We start from the raw sequence: 19364 nt of genomic DNA on the forward strand, positions 1-19364 counted from the left end.
TAATCCTATTCATTGTACCTTTGAGACTGGGCCTGACAATCCAATATTTTGTGGAATTGATGTGCATTATTTTGTTTATTTCATTTTACCATGCCAGCTTGCCTCTCCAACAAAAAAACTCCCCATACGGGGAGGGAGGGGCACGATATATTTGATACGAAAAGGAACTACGATCCGCTATTTCACCCATAATCCATGATTTGCGGCTGAAAGGGAAGTACGTTCCTCTATTTCACCTCTCTAGGAGGAAATTCCAGCAAAATAGGCAAATTAGCGTACCGTAGTTCCGTCTGACTAGCCAAACGGCTGTTGGGATCATGAATAAGGGAACCTAGTTCCCATTCGTGGGTGAACTGCCTGCTGCATCAGCTGAATTCAGTTGCTCTCACTCTATCCGCTTCAACGGCTTCTCCGCAGGACCCTCGATAACTTCACCCTGTACCGAGAATCTAGAACCATGACAGGGGCAATCCCACGTTCGTTCCCCATTGTTCCATTCGACTTCACAACCCATATGCGTACATGTGGTATCAACTAGATAAAGCTTGCCCTGTTCATCCTTGTAAGCACCAGCCCTCTTGCCCTGAACGGTAACGACCGAACCTTCGTCCAACGACAGATCCTCCGGTCTCATCTTCGCCATTTCAAGCTTGCCTGCAATGAGATGCTTGGCAACATCAAAATTATCGGAAGCTATATGTTTGATCGTCGTCCAAGAAACGGAGCGAGAGGGTGTATACAAATCTGCGTAAGGATTCTGTTTGTTCAGGATTTGATCCCGTATCAGCAGCGCCGCGGCCGTTCCATTCGTCATTCCCCATTTGTGAAAGCCTGTGGCAATATATACATTCCGCGAAGATGCCTTAATATGGCCAATAAAAGGAATTTTATCGCCAGTTATAAGATCTTGTGCGGACCAACGGTAAGCAATTTTATCCAGCCTAAAATTTTTCAGCGCATACTGCTGCAAAGCCTCGTAGTGGTTGATAGTACAAATACCTTGGCCCGTTTTATGACTTTGGCCACCAACAAGCAACAGACCAGAAGCATCCTCTGTATCGACATAACGGATTGATCGCTTAGGCTCCTCAGCGCTTATATACATACCACCGGGATACGCCTCTTCCGTTTGGACGGCAAGCACATAAGAACGATCGGCATGCATTCTCGCAAAATAAAAACCATGACCATCGTAAAAGGGAAAATGGGTGCAGGAAACAACTTGTTTGCATGTAATTTGAAAACCGTCACTAGTCAAGACCCTTGGTGAATCGCCTTCTTCGACATCGACAGCTGTTGTATGCTCATAAATCTGACCTTGTGCCTTGATCAATTCATCCACTAGAACATTTAAGTAATGCAAAGGATGAAATTGCGCCTGATTTCGCATAACGACCGCAGCTTTACTTGGTATTTGTAGCGGAATGCTTGTCACATATTCACCCGCTATGCCTAACAAATCATATGCTTTCATCTCATTTTCCAGATTGTTTATGTAGGAGTCAGCATCCGTGTATACATAGGCGTCCTGCATAGAGTAGCCGCATGTAATATCATGTTTGGCAATCGTATCCTTGATAAATTGAAGAGCCTCATTGTTAGCTTGGTAATAAAGAGATGCTTTCTCCCTCCCATCTTGCTTAATTAACTCATCATAAATAAGATCATGCTGCGCTGTTATTTTCGCTGTTGTATGAGCCGTGGTTCCGTTCAAAAGTCTTCCGGCTTCAATAAGAACGACCTTAAATCCTTCCTTCGCGAGTAAGTAAGCTGTCGTAATTCCGGCAATACCGCCGCCTACTACAGCAACGTCCGCCTCAATATTTCCCTCTAACTTGGGATACAAATCTCTTTCATCGGCCGATACGCTCCAATAGGATTCGGGAAATTGTGGGATATAGCTTGCATTCAATATAATAGCCTCCTTTGGCAGTAGGTCAACTATTATAATTTGCCTCAACTTCTGAGAAAATAATCCAAATATTAAGAATTGGTTAAGACTCGCACTCGGCTCCCGTCCAATAGCGGTTCACTGCTCTCGACGATCACGGACATCTGATTGAACAAACCTTCGCTGAGAGCGGTGACATGCTCATTGGAGCTTGCCACAGTAACGTTTACGCGAGTGGCGTAGAAAGCATTGCCGAGCGGACCTTTTCTTTCCTCAATTATGTAGACATACGTACCAGTATAATCTTTCCGAATAGCGGCGCTTGAGATGAGCAATGTGTCGGCTTTTCCTTTTTTAGTTATCGTGACTTCTGCCCTCTCTCCACTTACAAGCGATGGGTCCTGCAACAGGACTGTCAACCGAGAAATCCCTAGCTGATCTGCGGAATCGACTTGTACCAAACTTGCAGCTTTCCCCTGGGTGACACGATTGTTTTGCCTAGGAAGATGAACGTCCATGACTTCGTCAATTGTAAGACTCTCCGCTATTTCTGCAGGAATTTGCAATTCAAGCTGAAACCCTCTCTGCGTATTAGAAAGTCGGATATCTGGTACGCCTATGCCTGCGGATAACCCTTCTTTGGCATTCACCGCTGCAACAATTCCATCAAAAGGAGCTTTCATGACCTTATGCGAGCTAAGCTTTGCCTGCAAATCGAGAATGTTTTTTTGCTGCAGGCTGATGTCGATCTTGCTGCTTTCCAAAGCAGCCTTGGCGGCAAGGATAGCCCCCTTATCTTCGTTGCGCTCCGATTCGATATAAACGTACTCCAACTTCTCTACCGACAACTGGAGTTTATTCAGCGCAGCCTGCTCCAGCACTAGTTGTTGCTCAGCTTCGTCGTTGTCGTATTGCACAAGCAACTGTCCTTGCTGGACAACGTCTCCTACCCGCACCAGCACCTTCTTAACGTTCCAACCAGCCTGTCCCGTTATATCTCTGACTTCCACTGGCTTAATGCTATTACTGCCTTTGAACGTTTGATTGAGCGGTCCCTGACTCACCACTTGCGTTGTTACTTTCGGCAGCGTCAAAGCGTATAGCGTGTTGCTAAGTAAGGTGCAGATCACTAGGAAGGCGATCAGTAAGCCGGTAATTAGACGAAGCCAGCGTTTGGGGTTTACTGAGCTTACGTCGTTCGTCTGTAATTCCAATTTGCTTCCTCCTGCTCTTTATCCCTTTATCCCGGAAAGTTGAATCCCTTCTATAAAATGTGTTTGCGCATGCAAAAACAGGACAACGATCGGACTCATAAATAACACAGACGCAGCGAAGATGACACCCCGAGCTTCCTTGCTAATCTGGGACAAATAAAGCGATAACGGCTGTTTGGTCACATCCTGCAAAAAAATGAGCGGCTGTTCGACCATGTTCCAATAATCAACGAACAACAGAACCGTTAACGCGGCTAAACCTGGCTTCACGAGCGGCAAAATCATTCGGCCGAATATCGTGAAGTGTCCCGCTCCGTCCATTTTGGCTGCTTCCATTAACGAGCTTGGAATATGGATCATAAATTGGCGCAGCATGAATACGCCGAATGCACCGAAGATGCCTGGCAAGATGATCGCAGCCCTCGTGTTCAGGAGCCCCAGCTCATCGAGAATAATATAATTCGGTACCAGCGTAACTTGGAAAGGCATCAGCATCGTCATCAGATAGAACAAGAACCATTTGTCCCTCCCTCGAAAACTAAGTTTGGCAAAGGCATATGCCGCTAGCGACGCAACAACGATCTGTCCGACGATAATCGGAACTACCATGCCTACCGAGTTCCAGAACATATGAAGAAACTTCGGATTTCGCACTAGCACTTCTGCATATTGTTCAAAGGATACCCAATCGGGAATCCATTTCAGATTCACGAATACATCCTTTTCACCCGCTGCCTCATCCGTCATCTCGCCAATGAGATCATAATTCAGTCCTATCTCATGTTCGGTCATAAGTGAATTCGTTATCGTCAGCACGATTGGAACTAGCGTTAACAACGCCCCTATCCCTAATAGGAGGGTCAATCCTATCGTAAGCAAATGACGCTTCATTTGCTCCATCCCCCCTCTCCTCTCACTCCATAAACGACTGGAACTGACGCTCCACAGTCAGCAAAATCAACACCAGCATCAGGATGCAGCCAACCATGAGCGTGGCAGCAGCTGTGAGCTTTTGAATATCCAGCGAAAAAAACATATTGTTCATATAGTGCTGCAGCATATAGATGCGGTCATACGGATAATCGCCCGCAAGAAAGTAAGTTTCTCGAAACACTTTAAACGAATTGATAATCGAGATCAGCACGACAAAAACCATCGTAGGCGTCAAATATACGAGTGTGATATGAATCAACTGGCGCAGCTTGCTCGCCCCTTCAATCCGTGCCGTCTCATAATAAGAGGTGGGAATCGCTTGAAGTCCCGCCAGAAACAAGATCATGTTATACCCGATGTTTTTCCATATATACAAGAACACCAGCACCCCCATTGCACCTTCCGATTGCAGCCAATCTATCCGTCCCCACTGACGGCTGTGCATCCAAGCATTCAAGGTACCGTTCCAATCGAAGAAGATTTGCCAAACCATAATAATAGAAGCGACTGGCACGACGAGCGGTAAAATAAAAGATGTCTGCAACCAATTCCGCATAGGCAGCCGCTGATTCAATAGGAGGGCGAGGGATAAAGACAAAATAATAAGCAGCGGGACGCTCACACTCGTGAAAATCAAGGTATTTGTCGCCGCTTTGTGAAACGACTTGCTGCTTAGCAGATCAGCATAATTGTCGATGCCAACAAAAGATCCACCGAGCGTTGAGTCTGTAAAAGAATAAAAGATCCCCCCTCCAAAAGGGATCAAATAAAATAAAGTGAAGCCAACCGCACTCGGTGCCAAGAAAATCCAAGCTGCTATTCCGTCCTTACCAAGCCAAGCCGACAATTGAAGTTTATTCATTCAAATAAGTCGTAACCTTATTCTGAATCAGCTTTGATACATCCAACGCCGACTTCTGACCGCTAAAGAAGGCTTGGCTCTCCTTGAAGACGATTTCTTCTATCTTGGAAGGCTGGAACGCAACAGGATGAATGGCTCCCGTCAAGTAGTCTTCCAAAACCTTGATCTGTGCAGGATCGACTGGAAACGACTGTCCTTTCAGTGGACCTTCCTCATAGGCTTTGATCGTTCCCTTAGTCAAGAGCTGCTGAACTTGTTTCTCGTATGCCTTTTTATGAATCGGAAACCCCGTTCGTTTAGCCGTTGACTGCGATTCCTCCGACATCAGGAACTGAAGGAAATCCGATGCCTCTTGTTTCACAGTCGATTTCTCGTTGATTCCGATAATTTGGTATGGGTAGAAGTAGCCTCCGGCTTTGGTTCCCTCTGCGCGCGGCTTGGCGTATAATCTCGCTTGCTTGCCGGATTCTTTGATCATAACGAGATAATCCGATGCCGAATTCACATTATCTGTCCTAAACATAGAACTCAGGCTGCTTAAGTCGAGACCGTCATCGACCAACTTCTTAACCTGCGCCATCATATCGGTAAATGCCTTTGATTCAAAGCTTGCCGTTCGGCGATCCTCATTCACGAAACGCGGATAATTCTCTTTCACCATTTTGCTCAGCAGCGCCTGCATCGGTTCTTGTTTTGTTTTTGGCGGTAAAACAATCATATTTCCAACACCGCCGCGCCCCGATTTGAACGGTTCTTTTTGACTTAGTTGCTTTAGCGTCTCGGCATACTTTTCCCATGTCCAGTTTTTATCATCGATTTGTACGCCGCTTTGCTTAATGGCTCCTTCGTCACCGATCATAACGTTTAGAAAAAACGCAAGCGGCAAGCCATAAAGGGCACCATTCGTTTGGCTACTCTCCAGAATATTATTGAAGTAATCGCCCTTGATGAATGAGGGATTCATCTTCAACATCCCGCTAAGATCAGCAAGCAGATGCTGACCCACATACTTCTCGCTCGGAAGAGAATCCAAGGTAAGCATGTCAGGGCCTTTGCCTGACAACATGGCTGTATTCGTCGCCGTTACGTATTTCTTAAGCTCAGCTTCGTAGTGTGCATCATCCGTCTCCACGTGCCGAAGATCAATGGTAATATTCGGATGAGCAGCTTCATACTTGATCTTGGCCTCCTTCACGCCATCGTCCAGATTAAAGGTGGAAAACACGATTGTCTTTTTCCCGCCTTTTGGGGAATTCTCTGGAGTCGTCCCTGTCTCTTCCGGAGATATAGTCTTCCCCGCTTCCCCCGTATTTGGAACAGTTGTCTCAGCGGTTCTCCCACTGTTCGTGCTTGAACTGCAAGCGGACATCACAAGCATAATCACGCTTAAGCTAAGTCCTAACCAATATCGTTGTTTATTCATTTTCGATTCCCACCATCCATGTCATATGATTATGTACCTACAAAATCAATATAATCCATGGATGTCACCATCACTTCTCCAACTTGTCAACTTAATGTGTACAGAAAATCACCGCCTGCGCCTGTACTCGCAGGATAATAAGAACCCCCCGCCTTTAAGTGAAGGCAGGGGGTTCTTTACGATCAAGTTTATTTGAACTCGATCACCATATTTTGATTGCTTATGACTCCAGGCGCTATAACTACACGAGGCTGATCTTGTTCGTAAGCTTTCAAGCCGCTAAGCAGCAGCTTTCCGTTGTCAGGACTCCAATTTATCTGAGAAGGCACAACTCCTTTGAAAATTTGAGTTTTGTTCAACACATTGTTTCCATACAGCGAAGCTGCATATAACGTGTCCTTATCCTGCGAGTACGCGATATACTTGCGATCCGATGATAGGCGGAACATGCCAATCTGCTCTATTAAGATGGAGAGTGTGGCATTTCGTCGATCATACGCATATAAGGTACCTTCCGGACCGATGAACGCGAGTTGGTCGTTATGAATCCATTCAACGTCACTGTCACGTGTAACGAGATGCTCATATTTGCTTGCAAATTCGTTTCCGTTCCATGTGCCGAATTGGACATAGGAAAGCTTATCCGTCGTTTTGACAACCGCCATACTTTGGGCGTCGTCGGCAATATGGACCGAGGTGATTGTATCCTTCGGGTTCCATCCCGTGAACGTATAGCCTTTCATCGTATTCCCCGTTGTATCGTACACGCTGATCTGGGCTTCCCCGGTCACTCCACTGCGGGTGAGATAGATGAGGTACCGCCCATTATTTGACCATCCGAATTTGACAGATCCAATCTGTTCATTCGGTATGCGTCCTATACTTGTCTGCTGCTTCTGATCAGTAAGTGAAACCAGATTCACTTCGTAAGTGACGTCGTCCCTCTGCACGATTGAAGCAACAGTTTGACCGTTAGGCGATAAGGTTATGTGGTTTTCCTGCACATCCGCATTTCGCAATTTCAGGTGAGATTCGTATGGATAGTCGACACGATCCAGACTAGCTGAGCGGGTTTGCTCCCCAAAGAGGCTAAGCAGCGCATCTTGATCCATCCACCCTAATGGCATCCCGGATTCCGTGCTTTTGTCCATAACGCGGTAGATGGTCTTGACGTTAAACAGTTCGTTTTTCTCGCTAGTCGCTGCCTCATTCCCTGAATCTGGAATAATGATCGTTTCTGACCGTGTTGCTTGTAAACAGCCCGTCAGCATGACAGATATAATCATGAGAAGAACGAACAACTCCGCCCCTCGTTTGCTCATTCCAGCACCCTCTCTGTTCTATAAGGAATGTCGATATAAACATTCGTTTGCTCCAATTCACTAGTAAAGCGGATGCTCCCTTGATGCTCCTGGACGATTCCTTTGCTAATGCTAAGCCCTAAACCAACGCTTCCCACTCCATGACTAACAGGATCAGCCTGATAAAATGGCTCGACAATACGGCTAAGATGCTCGGGACTTATCGTCGGTCCTTCATTGGAAAATGTAAATCGTACGTAGCCGGACGCAAGGCTGGCGCTCACCACAATGTCCGTATGGGCATACCCGTATTTGATCGCATTATCGAGCAAATTAATAAACAGCTGCCGCAGCTTATCGGCATGTCCATGAACGAATAAACCTTCCTCGGCTTCACAGCGAATGTTCTTCTTATACCGCTGAGCTTTGATCATCATCGTCTCGCAGACGTCTCGCAAAACAAGCCCCGAGTCGACAAGCGCGAACGAGTCCGGATCAGCGGATTCCTTCGACATTTCAAGCAGCTTCAACACCAGCTCATGCAGCCGGTTGCTCTCATCTATAATATGCTTCATCCCTTTATCGAATAAAACAGGATCTTGCCCTTCGTTCTCTCGGATAATAGTCGCATAGCCCATAATCGTAGTCAGCGGGGTTTTCAACTCATGGGTCACATTGTCGAAAAACTGCTTGCGCACTAGATTCAACTCCTCTAGCCGATCTCGATCCTTCTCAATTTTGGTGAACTGGTCCCGAAGCTTTTCAATCATCCTGCTGAAATTAGCGGCAAGCTTGCCGATTTCATCTTTGCGTCGAAACGTGAGACGGGTGTCCAGATTGCCATTCATGACTTCCGTAGACGCTTTGGTCAATTTCACCAAAGGAACGGTAATATGACGGGATAACAAATAGGAGAACAGGAAAGCCGCTGCGAATACCGCCATTGCAATCGTAAAGATCGTACGCTGAATCTGGGTGCTTTGCTCGTAGAGCAGCGTGAAGTCCTTGGCGAAGCGGATAATCCCTACCTTGCTTCCATCGACTATGACGGGGTAGGAAAAGAGGACGGATGCAGTACCATTTTCGTAGGAAATGCTGTAAGCCGTCTTGCCTTGCAGCGCTTGATTCAAGTCGTCTCCGCCTGCCCAAAAAATCTTCGGATCAGAGGCAAACAGCAGCTCCCCGGTTAAATCATACATGCCAATGCTAGAGGATACATCATGCTGCAAGTCTTTCGCCATTTCTTCAGCCATTTGTCCGAAATAAAGCTCGTCGTTGGCAAAATGGTGGATCATGAAAGATTGCCGCACATAGGCATTACTGTTGTTCTTCAGCCCAACCAAGCTATCCGTTATGATCTTACGATTGCCGGATTCAATGTTTTTGGCCACCATCTGATTCAAGATCAAAAAGAAAACTAAGAAAATCAAAAAGAACCCAATGAGCAGCTTGGCTCCAATGCTGCGAAACATGCTATGAACCCACCTACTTCTCGAATTTATAGCCGATGCTGAATACCGTAGTGATCAAGTCGCTGCAGCCCAGCTTTTTGCGCAGCCGTTGAATATGCGTATCGACCGTTCTCGTATCCCCGGCATAATCGTATCCCCATACCGTATCCAGCAGTTCCGTCCGGGTGAAGATTCTGCCCCTGTACTGGTACAGCATCATCAGCAGGTCATATTCCTTGGGCGTCAAATCAATCCATTCACCATTTTTTTGGACCATTCGCTCCGCTGTATAAATCGCAATATCCTTGATCCGAATAAGCTCCTCTTTGGTGTCCACGCTCGTCCGATTCGCTTGGGCGATTCGCCGTAAAATCGTTCGAATTCGGGCTACAACTTCCCGTAGATCAAAAGGCTTCGTAATATAGTCGTCCGCTCCAAATTCCAGACCTAATATTTTATCGGTTATATCAGATTTCGCCGTAATCATGACAATCGGCATGTTGTAAGCTGCCGTCACTTTCTTGCAAATATCCAAACCGCTCTCGTCCGGCAGCATCCAATCCAGCAGCAGCAAATCCGGCTTAAACGTCTCCAGTATGTTCCAACCTTCGGCTCCTGTTTGTGCCTTCTTGGTCAAATATCCTTCCTTGTTCAACCCATACTCGAGCAAATCCGCAATGGCTGCCTCATCCTCGATAATTAAAATTTTGGTTTTCTCCATTCGTCCTCCACATAACACTGCAAAATGTACAACCAACAGTAGCTTGTTGTCATAACGGGGCAATACGTTTCGCTACTTAGTTTAAGGCTTACTTGTATCCTGTACGTTGCTGACTTGTAAACTTTTTGTGTCTGAATTTGGGTTGTGCTAAAACTTGAATATAGGTGCATGGGTGAAATTCGGGGAATTATTTCTGTTAGGTATAGTATGGACTTCAGGAGGGATTTGTAAATCGGAGAAAAGATAAATGCTGGGGATCTAGATTGGGCAGCAGGTGATGTTACCAAGACCTTGGATTTCTAGTACGTACTAAAATCGGCAGACCGTATTTAAAGAACAACTGCCGCGATATATGGGTCGGGATTCCTAAAAAACAGAGGCAAATTTGATTTCATGATTAAGACATACATATGTTCCACTATTACTAAGTCCCTACGCCCCACAAACCCTTACCCCACAAGGGTTATTTGCCCTAAACAAAAAAAGGAACCCAGCCAACGGGGCGTAGGTTCCAAGATTTTAGGGATTTTTCCAAGGGTGAAAGATAGGTAAATCTAAGGTGTAAAGCCTTGTGTGGCAAGGATTTGAGCGATTTCATGAAAATGAAGATGTTTCATTTTCAATGTGCCGCGGAAAGTCGAATCGCTCATTCCCTACCAGAAACCCTACCAAATCATTTATTGGCTGGTATCTAATCGTTCGAGCAACATAAGGAGTAAACCCTCTTCATAATGATAAAATTCCATAAAAGAATTAGATATTAAACAGTGATCTTTTATATTTTCATTAAATTCATTGTGTATTTACGTTTACGTACTTCCGAAAACTTTTTTGGCAGTGTCTATAGTTCGTCATCTGACGAATCTATAGAATGATCCCCTTGAAATTTTAATAATCGGGAGTATTCCTCTTGGGATAGGTCAAAAGCTTTACAAATCGAATCGCTGTCACGATTCCATTTTCTTAGAATAAGATCCTTACAACTAACTGTTAAACTTAATCCTCCAAATAAATCATGATCAAAACTTTCATACCTCTGATAATATGTCCTGCTATATATGAAATCTGACTCTAGCAACATAAAAATTGCCCTTACAACAAAATCTTCAAATTTACCCTTTTTACCAGCTTCATTGTATTTTTTTTTCATTTCGTCTTTTCTGTCTATATCTTTTCTTGCTTGTTCTTGGATTTCTTTCAGTGCTTGCTCTTGGATTTCTTTCAGATATTCCTTATACTCCAATTCTATATAATCCAATGACCTATGGATTTTATGATTTTTTTTATCAGTAGTGCGTTCCTGTTTCTTTACGAAAAATTCAAGCAATTTTTCGTAATCATTTAAATTTATATCTGGATTCACACGATCCAATTTTATTATTAAAAAACCAATAAGTTCTTTAATAATAGGATCATCCAACAATTTTATTTTGATATCTTCTATTGTATTTGAAAAGTCATATGCCAAATCACGATTTAGTATAAATTTATCATAATCATGGTTCTCATTGATAAGGTTTCTAAAAACGTTTTTGTCGCTATCTAGTTCAGAATTGTATAAATTTACACATTCTTCAAAAAGATTATATAAAACTAATATATCCGTGTGTTCTATTCTAGCTTTAAAATGAGTCAATCCATTACGTAATGTATTTAACCTCTTTAATTTAAAAATAAATTTTTCATCAAATCCTTCTACATTATAAAGATAGGCTAGTATTTCATAAGCTTTAGTAAATGAAATCGTATTTAAGGCCCTTTCAAAGGGTATTTTTTCATTTGAAAATTTTCTCTGTTTATGAAAACTTTTGAAGGTATCTATAACATCACGATAAGAATTTCTGTCGTGCATTTCATAAATCATAAAATCATTTCTCGACTGCAACAAAAATTTAAATGTTAATTCAAGTGCATTATGTAGATTAAGAATTAACATTTTATAATTTTTTACATCGTCAGGTTTCTTGATTATTTTTTCCAAATAATCCTCAGATACTTCTAGTGTTAATTTTATATTATCTTCAATTTCTAAATCAAACATGTCAATTAACCTCCTTGAAGTATGACTCCAAAATATCACCGATATTGATTTTGACCTGTTCATCAATGTTATGATGCTATTTCAGCAACTTCTGGCATTTCCTTTATCATACATGACACAAAGCATTGTGGCGACAATGGTTTGTGTCATGTATGATAAAAGGGGCTTTGTATTCATAGATACCATTACGACTGATAATTACACGGTTATTTAATTTGATTCAGTTGCTTTCTTATTTTCTGCATATGATTTTTTCTTACGCAACTGATAGCCTTTTCACCAGTAAATATTCGTTCTGCTTTTTTTACATATGTAATGAAATTTCCTTCACCATTTCTATCGTCAGCACCTTTTATTGAGTACTTCAAATAAACATTTTTACAACTAATCCGATTACCATTCTTTGTGACACCATTTTTCTTAACTATCGTCTTCAATTTACGATACATTCTATAATAATATTTTGAAATTGTCTTATCCCTTAAAGTAACCCTTCGACCATCAAACGTGAATCCTAAGTAATTTATAAAGTTTTTTCCATTTTTCACATTTTGCAAAATATCCTCATTTCGGCTCCTAATATTCCCTCGAAAACACTCAAAAATCTGCGTTTTCTCAGGCTCCAACTGCACACGTGGAACAGACTGAATGACTGAACTGATAAACCGAAAATCATCTTTAAATGTGTCCAAACAATTCGTTGGTAAAATAATTATAAAATCATCACTATACCTCATATACAGCCCATGTTTCTCTGCAACATAATCATTAATTTTTTTGTCGAACTCTAGCATATAAATGTTGGAAAGGACTGCACTAATCGCAGAGCCTTGGGGTATTCCAAAACTAACTTTATTAGGCTTAACATACGTCTTCTTTAACTCCTTGAATTGACTAGGAGAGCAAGCCATCTCTAACTTATTAAAAGCTTGAATTCCTTTTACATTATTATCAAAACCATTCAATTTCAACAAATCTTCCAAATTCCAAGTAGAATACTTTGTAATGTTTTTGAATACTGCAAAGTAATCTTCAGGCAACTTGTTGGTACTCAACAAACTACAAAGTCTTTCTTTTAAATAATTATGATCCAAGCTGTCAAAAAACTTTGTAAAATCACCTATGACTACGTAGCAGTCTTCCTTATTTTTAACAAAATCAATTGCTGTTTTAGCAAAGTGAATATTGTTCTTATGTAAATTATCTCGATAAGCTATGGCTGAGCCCTCAATGCCATCAAGTTTAACCCTAGCGTTATAAAATTGATTAAGTTTATAACCATAATACTGATAAATGTATCTATCTATATGAGCAGAATAACAAATTTCACGCGTTTTCGATTTTATCCCAGTGATCTTATTGTACTTGAGAAACGATAAAGTATAATGTATAAAAGGATAAAAGCCATGGGTCGCTATTTTCCTAGGATTGCTGATATATTCCCAAACTCGGTTTAAAGAGACCTTTGAATCGAAATGGGCGTAGTTTCTTCTCTTATTATTTTTCAATTTCCACTCTTGAAGTTCCACTTAATCATCACCCACCCCAATAAAAGCGTAATACCTGTCAGCATGGGGGGTAGCATCCCTTAGCAGACAGGTATAACTCAACTCGTATTCATTCTGTTTTAAGCCCAGACTAAATCCAACTACCCTAAATTTTCGCCCAAATGATTAACTACGTTATAATAGTTAGGGAGGGATGTCCAATGATTACAATTGTGTTCTGGTTAGTCACAATCATGTTTCTTGAACAGCCATCAACAGAGACGATATTCAATCTAAGAATACCAGTCAGCCAGTTGACAACAATCTCCAACCCTTATGTCTAAAACATAAGGCTCTCTGATTATAGCATATTTTGCTATTTTTTCAAACTCCAAATGATAGATTCCCTTATATTTCGACAGCATATTCCTGAGATTAAATCTTCCACCACAAGTAGAATTCGACAGCTTAGAAAACTTTAATTTCCAGCTCCGCCAACAATAGCTACATAATTAAGTACTACATATTAATTGCCGACTACATGCTGATTGCATAAGCTTATTTGTCCAAGCTAAATACGGAATAACGATCTGGCCTAATATCAATTGCGCTCTCAGTCTTTTCCGGCAAATGGTCGGTTAGGTGGATTCAGACCTTTGTTGTAAAAAGTATTATCGTAATACGCCTGTATTTCCTCATTAGACGCGCCTTTTTTATGCAGATTATTAAGACTCTCAGAATGTTGAACGAAAGGATCTTGGCTGAGCTTTGCTTCTAGAACTCTTGTAATATCATCCAAGGCATCTTTCTCAGATATAAAACTTCTTCCTGAAGAAAGTCCCTCGCCTGTCTGAGGAATTTTTCCCTGAGAACCGAAAGTGTCTTGATCGAAACAAAGAACTTCCAGTTCACCTACAGTATGCCCTGCGACATGGTAATGATATCGCTTAACTTCATAAACCAATCCTACCTGTAAATTAATCCCCATTGTTAAATCTCCTTTTTTAGATGAACTAATGTAATCAACCAGCAATGTACTTCTAAAATAACACCTAAATCACTTGCTTGAAATAACTCCCAATTCAATACCGGATGTTTCTTTGAGGAAATTCTCTGTCACACCTAATAATTGTAAAATATCCTCTGATGGATTAGCTTTAGACAAGCTTGGTTGAACTATATAAATCTTAAATTCCATTGGCATTTTTCTCTTAGCAAAACTAAATATTTTCTCAAGTTCATCCATTGTTCCCTTTTCAAGTCTTGAACATTGAACTCCTTTTCTCCTTTTTGGTTCTCGCCTTAGCAAATGAGAAATAATATCTTTGGCGTCTTTGTGTTTCCAATGCCCTGATTTTTGAGCTTGTCCACATACTTCATAGAAATTATCAATGCTTTTGCTTATTTTTCCTTTATTCGCAAATTTCAGGTGATACATTCCTACATAAATTACATCGTCACGAACTTTAATCGTAATTATATCCGCAATTTCTCCACTGTAATCATCATCATAAATGACATCATAATCTTCGTTTTTTAAACGATGAATCATGTGATATTGTATAGAACTCGTTATTTTCGGTGTTACTCCTTGTGATTCTTTGCTTAAATCTACTTCAGACCAATCGATATCAATGATATTCTCAGAAGGAAATAGACCTATTCTTTTTTTCAATTTTATATAATCATTGCCTGTAAGTGCCGATCCATCTGAAAACCAAATTGTCGGAAGATATTCTTCAAAAAATTCAGTGGCACTTCGTTTTTGCGAACCGTAGACTACTTGTACATTCCCTTTCGTAACTTGAAGGATAGAGTACTCAGCATATTTTATCCCAGTATCCTTAGTAGTATTTTCGAACAAATAAAGTTTAAAAACTACATTCCCATCTTCTGTATCCAAAGAAAACAACAAGTCTCCGTCCAAAGATGGTTCGTGTAGACTAATCTCGCAACTTGATAAATTATACTCAGTACCGTTTACTATAAATGCATATTTTATTTCGTTATGTTGCAACATATCCGAATCCAATTCAATCCAGACAGGGAATAGATCAGGTCTTCCTATTATTTTTTCAGGAACCAACGTTTCACTTAGGATAATATTTGGATCAAGTTCATTATTTACTAATTTTGCACCAATATTTGAGCACCATTCTTTAAATTCTAGTAAGTCACCTTCCTTCTTAGTCCATATTCTCCCTTTATACGAACAGCCGATATTTACTTTCGATCCTTCTTCGTATCCGGCACCGACAACAAACACTTTCTGTCCATTTTGTTTTTCTGCTATAGAAAGTGCTTCACCTACATCATTACCAACACTCATTCTAAATGTAATATCTCTACCTAAAAAAAGTTTTAATCCTACATTTTGAAGTCTAATTCGGTTGATCCCATGTAAAGCTTTAAATACATTCATATGATTAACTAATTGAGCTTCTTTTCCAATTATCGAGTTCGCTAACTCCTTATATAAGCTTCCATTATCAGAACTATTAATAAACAAAAGCCTATTTCTATCATCCCAATACATAACTATAGTATCCCAATTAATGTTATAAATATCTTTATGGTTTACCCAATCAGGATAATAACTCTTTGCATATACAAAGATAGCAATATTTTCAGTTCTGTTAATATCAAAGAATTTGTATTCAAGTTGATTGTATGATTGAATTCCTTTATAAAAATTGTGAGGATTCCATGTACTCCTGTGAGTCTGATAAACTACTGTACTTAGTTTAGGTCGTATGTTTTGAAATGGAATCTTTGAATTGCTTAATTTTGTGAATCCATCCATCAACTCTCTATATTTAATTTCATTATCAATTTTTAAATGGCTTATATCAGACAATATCCTATTCCAATCAGAATCTCTTGCATACAGTTCTTCAAGTTCCTCTGTGACATTCAAGTCAGCAATATTTGCAATAAATGAAGCCTTCCCAAGTTTTTCGTCATATTTAGTCCTTGTAAAACGACCAGTAAATTGAAGAGTAATCGGAAGACTTTTCCTAATATCATGAAAGGCAGCTATTTTAAGTTCAGGCAAATCAAAACCTTCGCCTAACATGTCTACACATACAATGATTTTATGATGTCTATTAATGATGGCTTGATAAATCTCTTTTTTGTTTGGGATATTAGAATAAATGAGAGTCGGGTTGTACTTTGTGTATTTTTTGTAAATCTCAAAAACAGACTTGGCCTTTTCCTTAGTTGCACATCTAGCCATTAATATGTGAGGAAGTCCTTTTTCATGATCTTCTTCTAATCTTTGAACTGCTGTTTGTGCTATAGTCAAGTCAGCTCTCAAAGGGTCATAGTCTCTTATAGAGATAAATTCAATTTCCTTAAAATATCCATCTTCTTGGGCTTTTATTAAAGGAAAATTAAAGATAATCTTCCCATCTAGCCTTTTTCCATCATTTCTAAATGGAGTCGCTGTGAACAAAACTAACTTTTCGTTATTAAAACCCAATCTAAATCTTTCCCAAGATTTTGCCTTTATATGGTGAGCTTCATCAATAAATACATGTGAAACAAGTTCAGACATTTCTACCTGATATTCTTTAGAGCAATCAGCTAACAAAGTCATAGTGGATACGATTACGTTGCACGATTCAAAAAAGTGACGTACATTTTCAATGGTTTGAAACTGCTCTTTAATTACCCCAACAATAGGAAATAAAGCTGCTTCTCCAACTATCCCAAATTTTTTCAATAAACCCAATGTCAAAAATTTCTCTGATACTTGCTCACGCAATGAATCACTTGGAACGGCAATAAGTAGTTTTTTGCACTTATTTGCGATTAATGTTGAAAGCATTGTTTCAGTTTTCCCAGTTCCAGTAGGCATGACAACTGTAGCAATATCTAATGGAAGTTGTAAATGCCCCATAATCGTGTGTAAAGCACCTAACTGCGGTCTTCTTAATCCAACAATATTTTTACTTACATCTTCCATTTTATAGTAAAATTGATCATTCCACGATTCAATAATTTCATTCGCTTCGAAAACGTCTTTTTCGCGAGGATGCTTTAACCATTTTTCAAATTTCAGTGAGCCATCTTTTAAATTTGTTTCAGTAGGTTCCTTGTTAGACAAAATTACATACTCATAGTCGGGCGGTATAACTGTTGATTTATTAGTAACGTAATACTGCGCTACTGAGTCTTCAAGAATCGACATATCTGTTCCAAAAGACAACATTTTAAATCGCACTTTTTTTTCTGGAACAAGAATTTGCTTAATAATATTCTTATTATTCCTCTCCTTAAAGAGAAGTTGTTCTAAAGCAGGTAAGGTAAGCTCTACCATAATTGACACTCCCTTAGAAATAGACTAAATCATTTATATTGTGACAATTCATAATTTCGACATCTTCCGTCATTTTCCTTTTTTGGAACCATGAAAATAAGTCGATGAACCTATTGAAACTCGTAATATCAACCGAATGAAATCTATATTATAACCAAGATACCTAGGTATGATAGGTAATCCTCGCACGAGGCAAATCGTGCAAGAGCCGGACAAGATCAAACGTGTCCGACTCTTTGTTTTTCCAATTATAAAAATCAGGAGGAATATTTGATGAACGATTATCGCAATGAGGAACTAAAAAGGTTGATTTCAGAGTCTTTAAGAGAGCGCCCAAACAGCTATCTCATTCAACAGCTGATGGAGCAGTTCCCGACAACGACAGAATTAATGAATGTGTCTGAGCAGCAGTTAATCGCCATAAAGGGGATTGGATTGTGCAAGGCTCGTCAGCTCACTGCCATGTTAAAACTGGCTAAAGCACTTACTATCCCTGCACAAGATCAATATACGATTCATAGCCCTAAAGACGTGTTTGATCTACTTGAACCTGAATTTAGACATCTAAACAAAGAGCATTTTACATGTTTATTTCTTAACACCAAAAATAAAGTAATCTTCAAGGAAGTCATTTCCATTGGTAGCCTCAACGCCGCAATTGTCCATCCAAGAGAGGTATTTCACGCTGCCATAAAAAAATGTAGTGCCTCTATTATTTGCGCTCATAACCATCCGAGCGGAGACCCGTCCCCTAGCTCAGAGGATATCGAATTGACGAAACGGCTAATCCGCGCAGGAGATGTGGTGGGCATAGAAGTCCTTGATCATATCGTTATCGGTGATCATCGCTATGTAAGTCTTCGGGAACAGGGATTAATATGAATTATTCTTTACTAGTCTACTTGCTTGACATTCGAAGAACGAGTATCATTGTAGATGAAAGTGTTTCTAATCAGTATCTGATAATCGGCAGAACAATCTGCCCAGCCGCAAAAATAGCTCATATTTTTGCACTAGCTGCCAATAATAATCGACATTTTAGACGCAGACACAAGACAACAGCAAAGATTCGTGAGAGTAAGCTTTCTTTCTCATGCAATCTAACTGTTGCCTCGTAGAAGGCGTCTTTTTTATTTTTAAAAACAGGGGGTAATCGTACATTTAACCATTTTGTCAAATGACATACTCTATAAATCATATTCATACCCACTTATTTACCGCTTATACAATATTGAGACACCGATAAGGAAAGTCTATCCTTTTGATAGAGGTGAGAAGATTTGAATACCGTACAAATAATTGGTGAGAAAATTCGTCTATTACGGTTAAAAAATGGGCTTAGTCAGGAACAGTTGGCTCTTCAATCTGGAGTTAATACTTCATATCTCGGACAAGTGGAACGCGGAGAAAACAACCCGACTGTACAAACGTTAGAGAAAATTGCTAACGGACTTAATGTTCCAATCGGAAGCTTAATGATCAACAATGAGCTTGAAGAAAGTAGCGAGAAAGATAAAAAAACGGTACTGACGGTCTTTTCTCCAGATGATCTCAAACAACTCATCATTGATACGATTAAGAGCAGCACAGAGAATTTGCATCCAAACTCTTCACAGTGTAAGAGCACAAAAAGGAAACGAAATAGTCAGCAGTACGGAGTCGAATGAAGGCAATCGATATTACGTTAGTAAACGTATCTGGAATCTCAGAATCCTA

Annotated in this window: 15 protein-coding genes; 3 read left to right on the plus strand and 12 right to left on the minus strand. The window is 40.3% G+C overall.

The genetic code is table 11. From position 1 onward, the window contains the following. Window positions 1-385 precede the first annotated feature (385 nt). The 10 genes from BC351_RS05620 to BC351_RS05665 form a co-directional block, all read right to left on the minus strand. Window positions 386-1912 (minus strand): FAD-dependent oxidoreductase, encoded by a 1527-nt coding sequence (locus BC351_RS05620; protein WP_425270901.1) that lies wholly within the window; start codon window positions 1910-1912, stop codon window positions 386-388. A 71-nt stretch (window positions 1913-1983) separates the two neighbouring features. Continuing rightward, window positions 1984-3105 (minus strand): efflux RND transporter periplasmic adaptor subunit, encoded by a 1122-nt coding sequence (locus BC351_RS05625; protein WP_079409749.1) that lies wholly within the window; start codon window positions 3103-3105, stop codon window positions 1984-1986. An 18-nt stretch (window positions 3106-3123) separates the two neighbouring features. Then, complete coding sequence (locus BC351_RS05630; protein WP_425270905.1) at window positions 3124-3996, minus strand: carbohydrate ABC transporter permease; 873 nt, start codon at window positions 3994-3996, stop codon at window positions 3124-3126. 22 nt (window positions 3997-4018) lie between these two features. Beyond that, on the minus strand, window positions 4019-4900 hold the full coding sequence (locus BC351_RS05635) for a carbohydrate ABC transporter permease (protein ID WP_079409751.1): 882 nt from the start codon (window positions 4898-4900) through the stop codon (window positions 4019-4021). After that, the gene (locus BC351_RS05640; protein WP_079409752.1) at window positions 4893-6323 is read right to left on the minus strand and encodes an ABC transporter substrate-binding protein; all 1431 of its coding nucleotides are present in this window, start codon (window positions 6321-6323) and stop codon (window positions 4893-4895) included. The genes BC351_RS05635 and BC351_RS05640 overlap by 8 nt, the downstream gene beginning before the upstream one ends. Window positions 6324-6511: 188 nt before the next feature. Further along, window positions 6512-7645 (minus strand): hypothetical protein, encoded by a 1134-nt coding sequence (locus tag BC351_RS05645; protein WP_079409753.1) that lies wholly within the window; start codon window positions 7643-7645, stop codon window positions 6512-6514. Then, a complete protein-coding gene (locus BC351_RS05650; RefSeq protein WP_079409754.1) occupies window positions 7642-9096 on the minus strand; it encodes a sensor histidine kinase in 1455 nt (484 codons plus the stop codon). Before BC351_RS05650 ends, BC351_RS05645 begins: the two co-directional genes overlap by 4 nt. Window positions 9097-9109: 13 nt before the next feature. Beyond that, window positions 9110-9796 (minus strand): response regulator transcription factor, encoded by a 687-nt coding sequence (locus tag BC351_RS05655; protein ID WP_079409755.1) that lies wholly within the window; start codon window positions 9794-9796, stop codon window positions 9110-9112. Window positions 9797-10637: 841 nt separating this feature from the next. Continuing rightward, window positions 10638-11837, minus strand: coding sequence for a hypothetical protein (locus BC351_RS05660; RefSeq protein WP_079409756.1), 1200 nt, complete (start codon window positions 11835-11837; stop codon window positions 10638-10640). Between the two features lie 206 nt (window positions 11838-12043). Further along, window positions 12044-13366, minus strand: a complete 1323-nt coding sequence (locus tag BC351_RS05665; protein ID WP_079409757.1) for a reverse transcriptase/maturase family protein — start codon at window positions 13364-13366, stop codon at window positions 12044-12046. Window positions 13367-13545: 179 nt separating this feature from the next. Here BC351_RS05665 and BC351_RS43825 point away from each other — a divergent pair, with 179 nt between their 5' ends. Continuing rightward, window positions 13546-13668, plus strand: a complete 123-nt coding sequence (locus BC351_RS43825) for a hypothetical protein (RefSeq protein WP_279628307.1) — start codon at window positions 13546-13548, stop codon at window positions 13666-13668. A gap of 269 nt (window positions 13669-13937) precedes the next feature. Here BC351_RS43825 and BC351_RS05670 read toward each other — a convergent pair whose 3' ends face one another. Both BC351_RS05670 and BC351_RS05675 read right to left on the minus strand, forming a co-directional pair. Beyond that, window positions 13938-14312 (minus strand): hypothetical protein, encoded by a 375-nt coding sequence (locus tag BC351_RS05670; protein WP_079409758.1) that lies wholly within the window; start codon window positions 14310-14312, stop codon window positions 13938-13940. 69 nt (window positions 14313-14381) lie between these two features. Continuing rightward, a complete protein-coding gene (locus BC351_RS05675) occupies window positions 14382-17648 on the minus strand; it encodes a DEAD/DEAH box helicase (protein WP_079409759.1) in 3267 nt (1088 codons plus the stop codon). Window positions 17649-17921: 273 nt separating this feature from the next. Here BC351_RS05675 and radC point away from each other — a divergent pair, with 273 nt between their 5' ends. Continuing rightward, window positions 17922-18530 (plus strand): RadC family protein, encoded by a 609-nt coding sequence (radC, locus tag BC351_RS05680; protein ID WP_079409760.1) that lies wholly within the window; start codon window positions 17922-17924, stop codon window positions 18528-18530. Window positions 18531-18928: 398 nt separating this feature from the next. Beyond that, window positions 18929-19315: a helix-turn-helix domain-containing protein gene (locus BC351_RS05685; protein ID WP_079409761.1), complete on the plus strand. Its 387-nt coding sequence runs from the start codon at window positions 18929-18931 to the stop codon at window positions 19313-19315. Window positions 19316-19364: the final 49 nt, after the last annotated feature.

Source organism: Paenibacillus ferrarius (assembly GCF_002027705.1).
Taxonomy (GTDB): Bacteria; Bacillota; Bacilli; order Paenibacillales; family NBRC-103111; genus Paenibacillus_E; species Paenibacillus_E ferrarius.

What these genes read in the sequence shown, in the direction of transcription:
- BC351_RS05630 (WP_425270905.1), bottom strand. Translation starts at nt 3,996, where the DNA reads ATGAAGCGTCATTTGCTTACGATAGGATTGACCCTCCTATTAGGGATA.
- radC (WP_079409760.1), top strand. Translation starts at nt 17,922, where the DNA reads ATGAACGATTATCGCAATGAGGAACTAAAAAGGTTGATTTCAGAGTCT.
- BC351_RS05655 (WP_079409755.1), bottom strand. Translation starts at nt 9,796, where the DNA reads ATGGAGAAAACCAAAATTTTAATTATCGAGGATGAGGCAGCCATTGCG.
- BC351_RS05660 (WP_079409756.1), bottom strand. Translation starts at nt 11,837, where the DNA reads ATGTTTGATTTAGAAATTGAAGATAATATAAAATTAACACTAGAAGTA.
- BC351_RS05675 (WP_079409759.1), bottom strand. Translation starts at nt 17,648, where the DNA reads ATGGTAGAGCTTACCTTACCTGCTTTAGAACAACTTCTCTTTAAGGAG.
- BC351_RS05650 (WP_079409754.1), bottom strand. Translation starts at nt 9,096, where the DNA reads ATGTTTCGCAGCATTGGAGCCAAGCTGCTCATTGGGTTCTTTTTGATT.
- BC351_RS05645 (WP_079409753.1), bottom strand. Translation starts at nt 7,645, where the DNA reads ATGAGCAAACGAGGGGCGGAGTTGTTCGTTCTTCTCATGATTATATCT.
- BC351_RS05640 (WP_079409752.1), bottom strand. Translation starts at nt 6,323, where the DNA reads ATGAATAAACAACGATATTGGTTAGGACTTAGCTTAAGCGTGATTATG.
- BC351_RS05670 (WP_079409758.1), bottom strand. Translation starts at nt 14,312, where the DNA reads ATGGGGATTAATTTACAGGTAGGATTGGTTTATGAAGTTAAGCGATAT.
- BC351_RS05635 (WP_079409751.1), bottom strand. Translation starts at nt 4,900, where the DNA reads ATGAATAAACTTCAATTGTCGGCTTGGCTTGGTAAGGACGGAATAGCA.
- BC351_RS43825 (WP_279628307.1), top strand. Translation starts at nt 13,546, where the DNA reads ATGATTACAATTGTGTTCTGGTTAGTCACAATCATGTTTCTTGAACAG.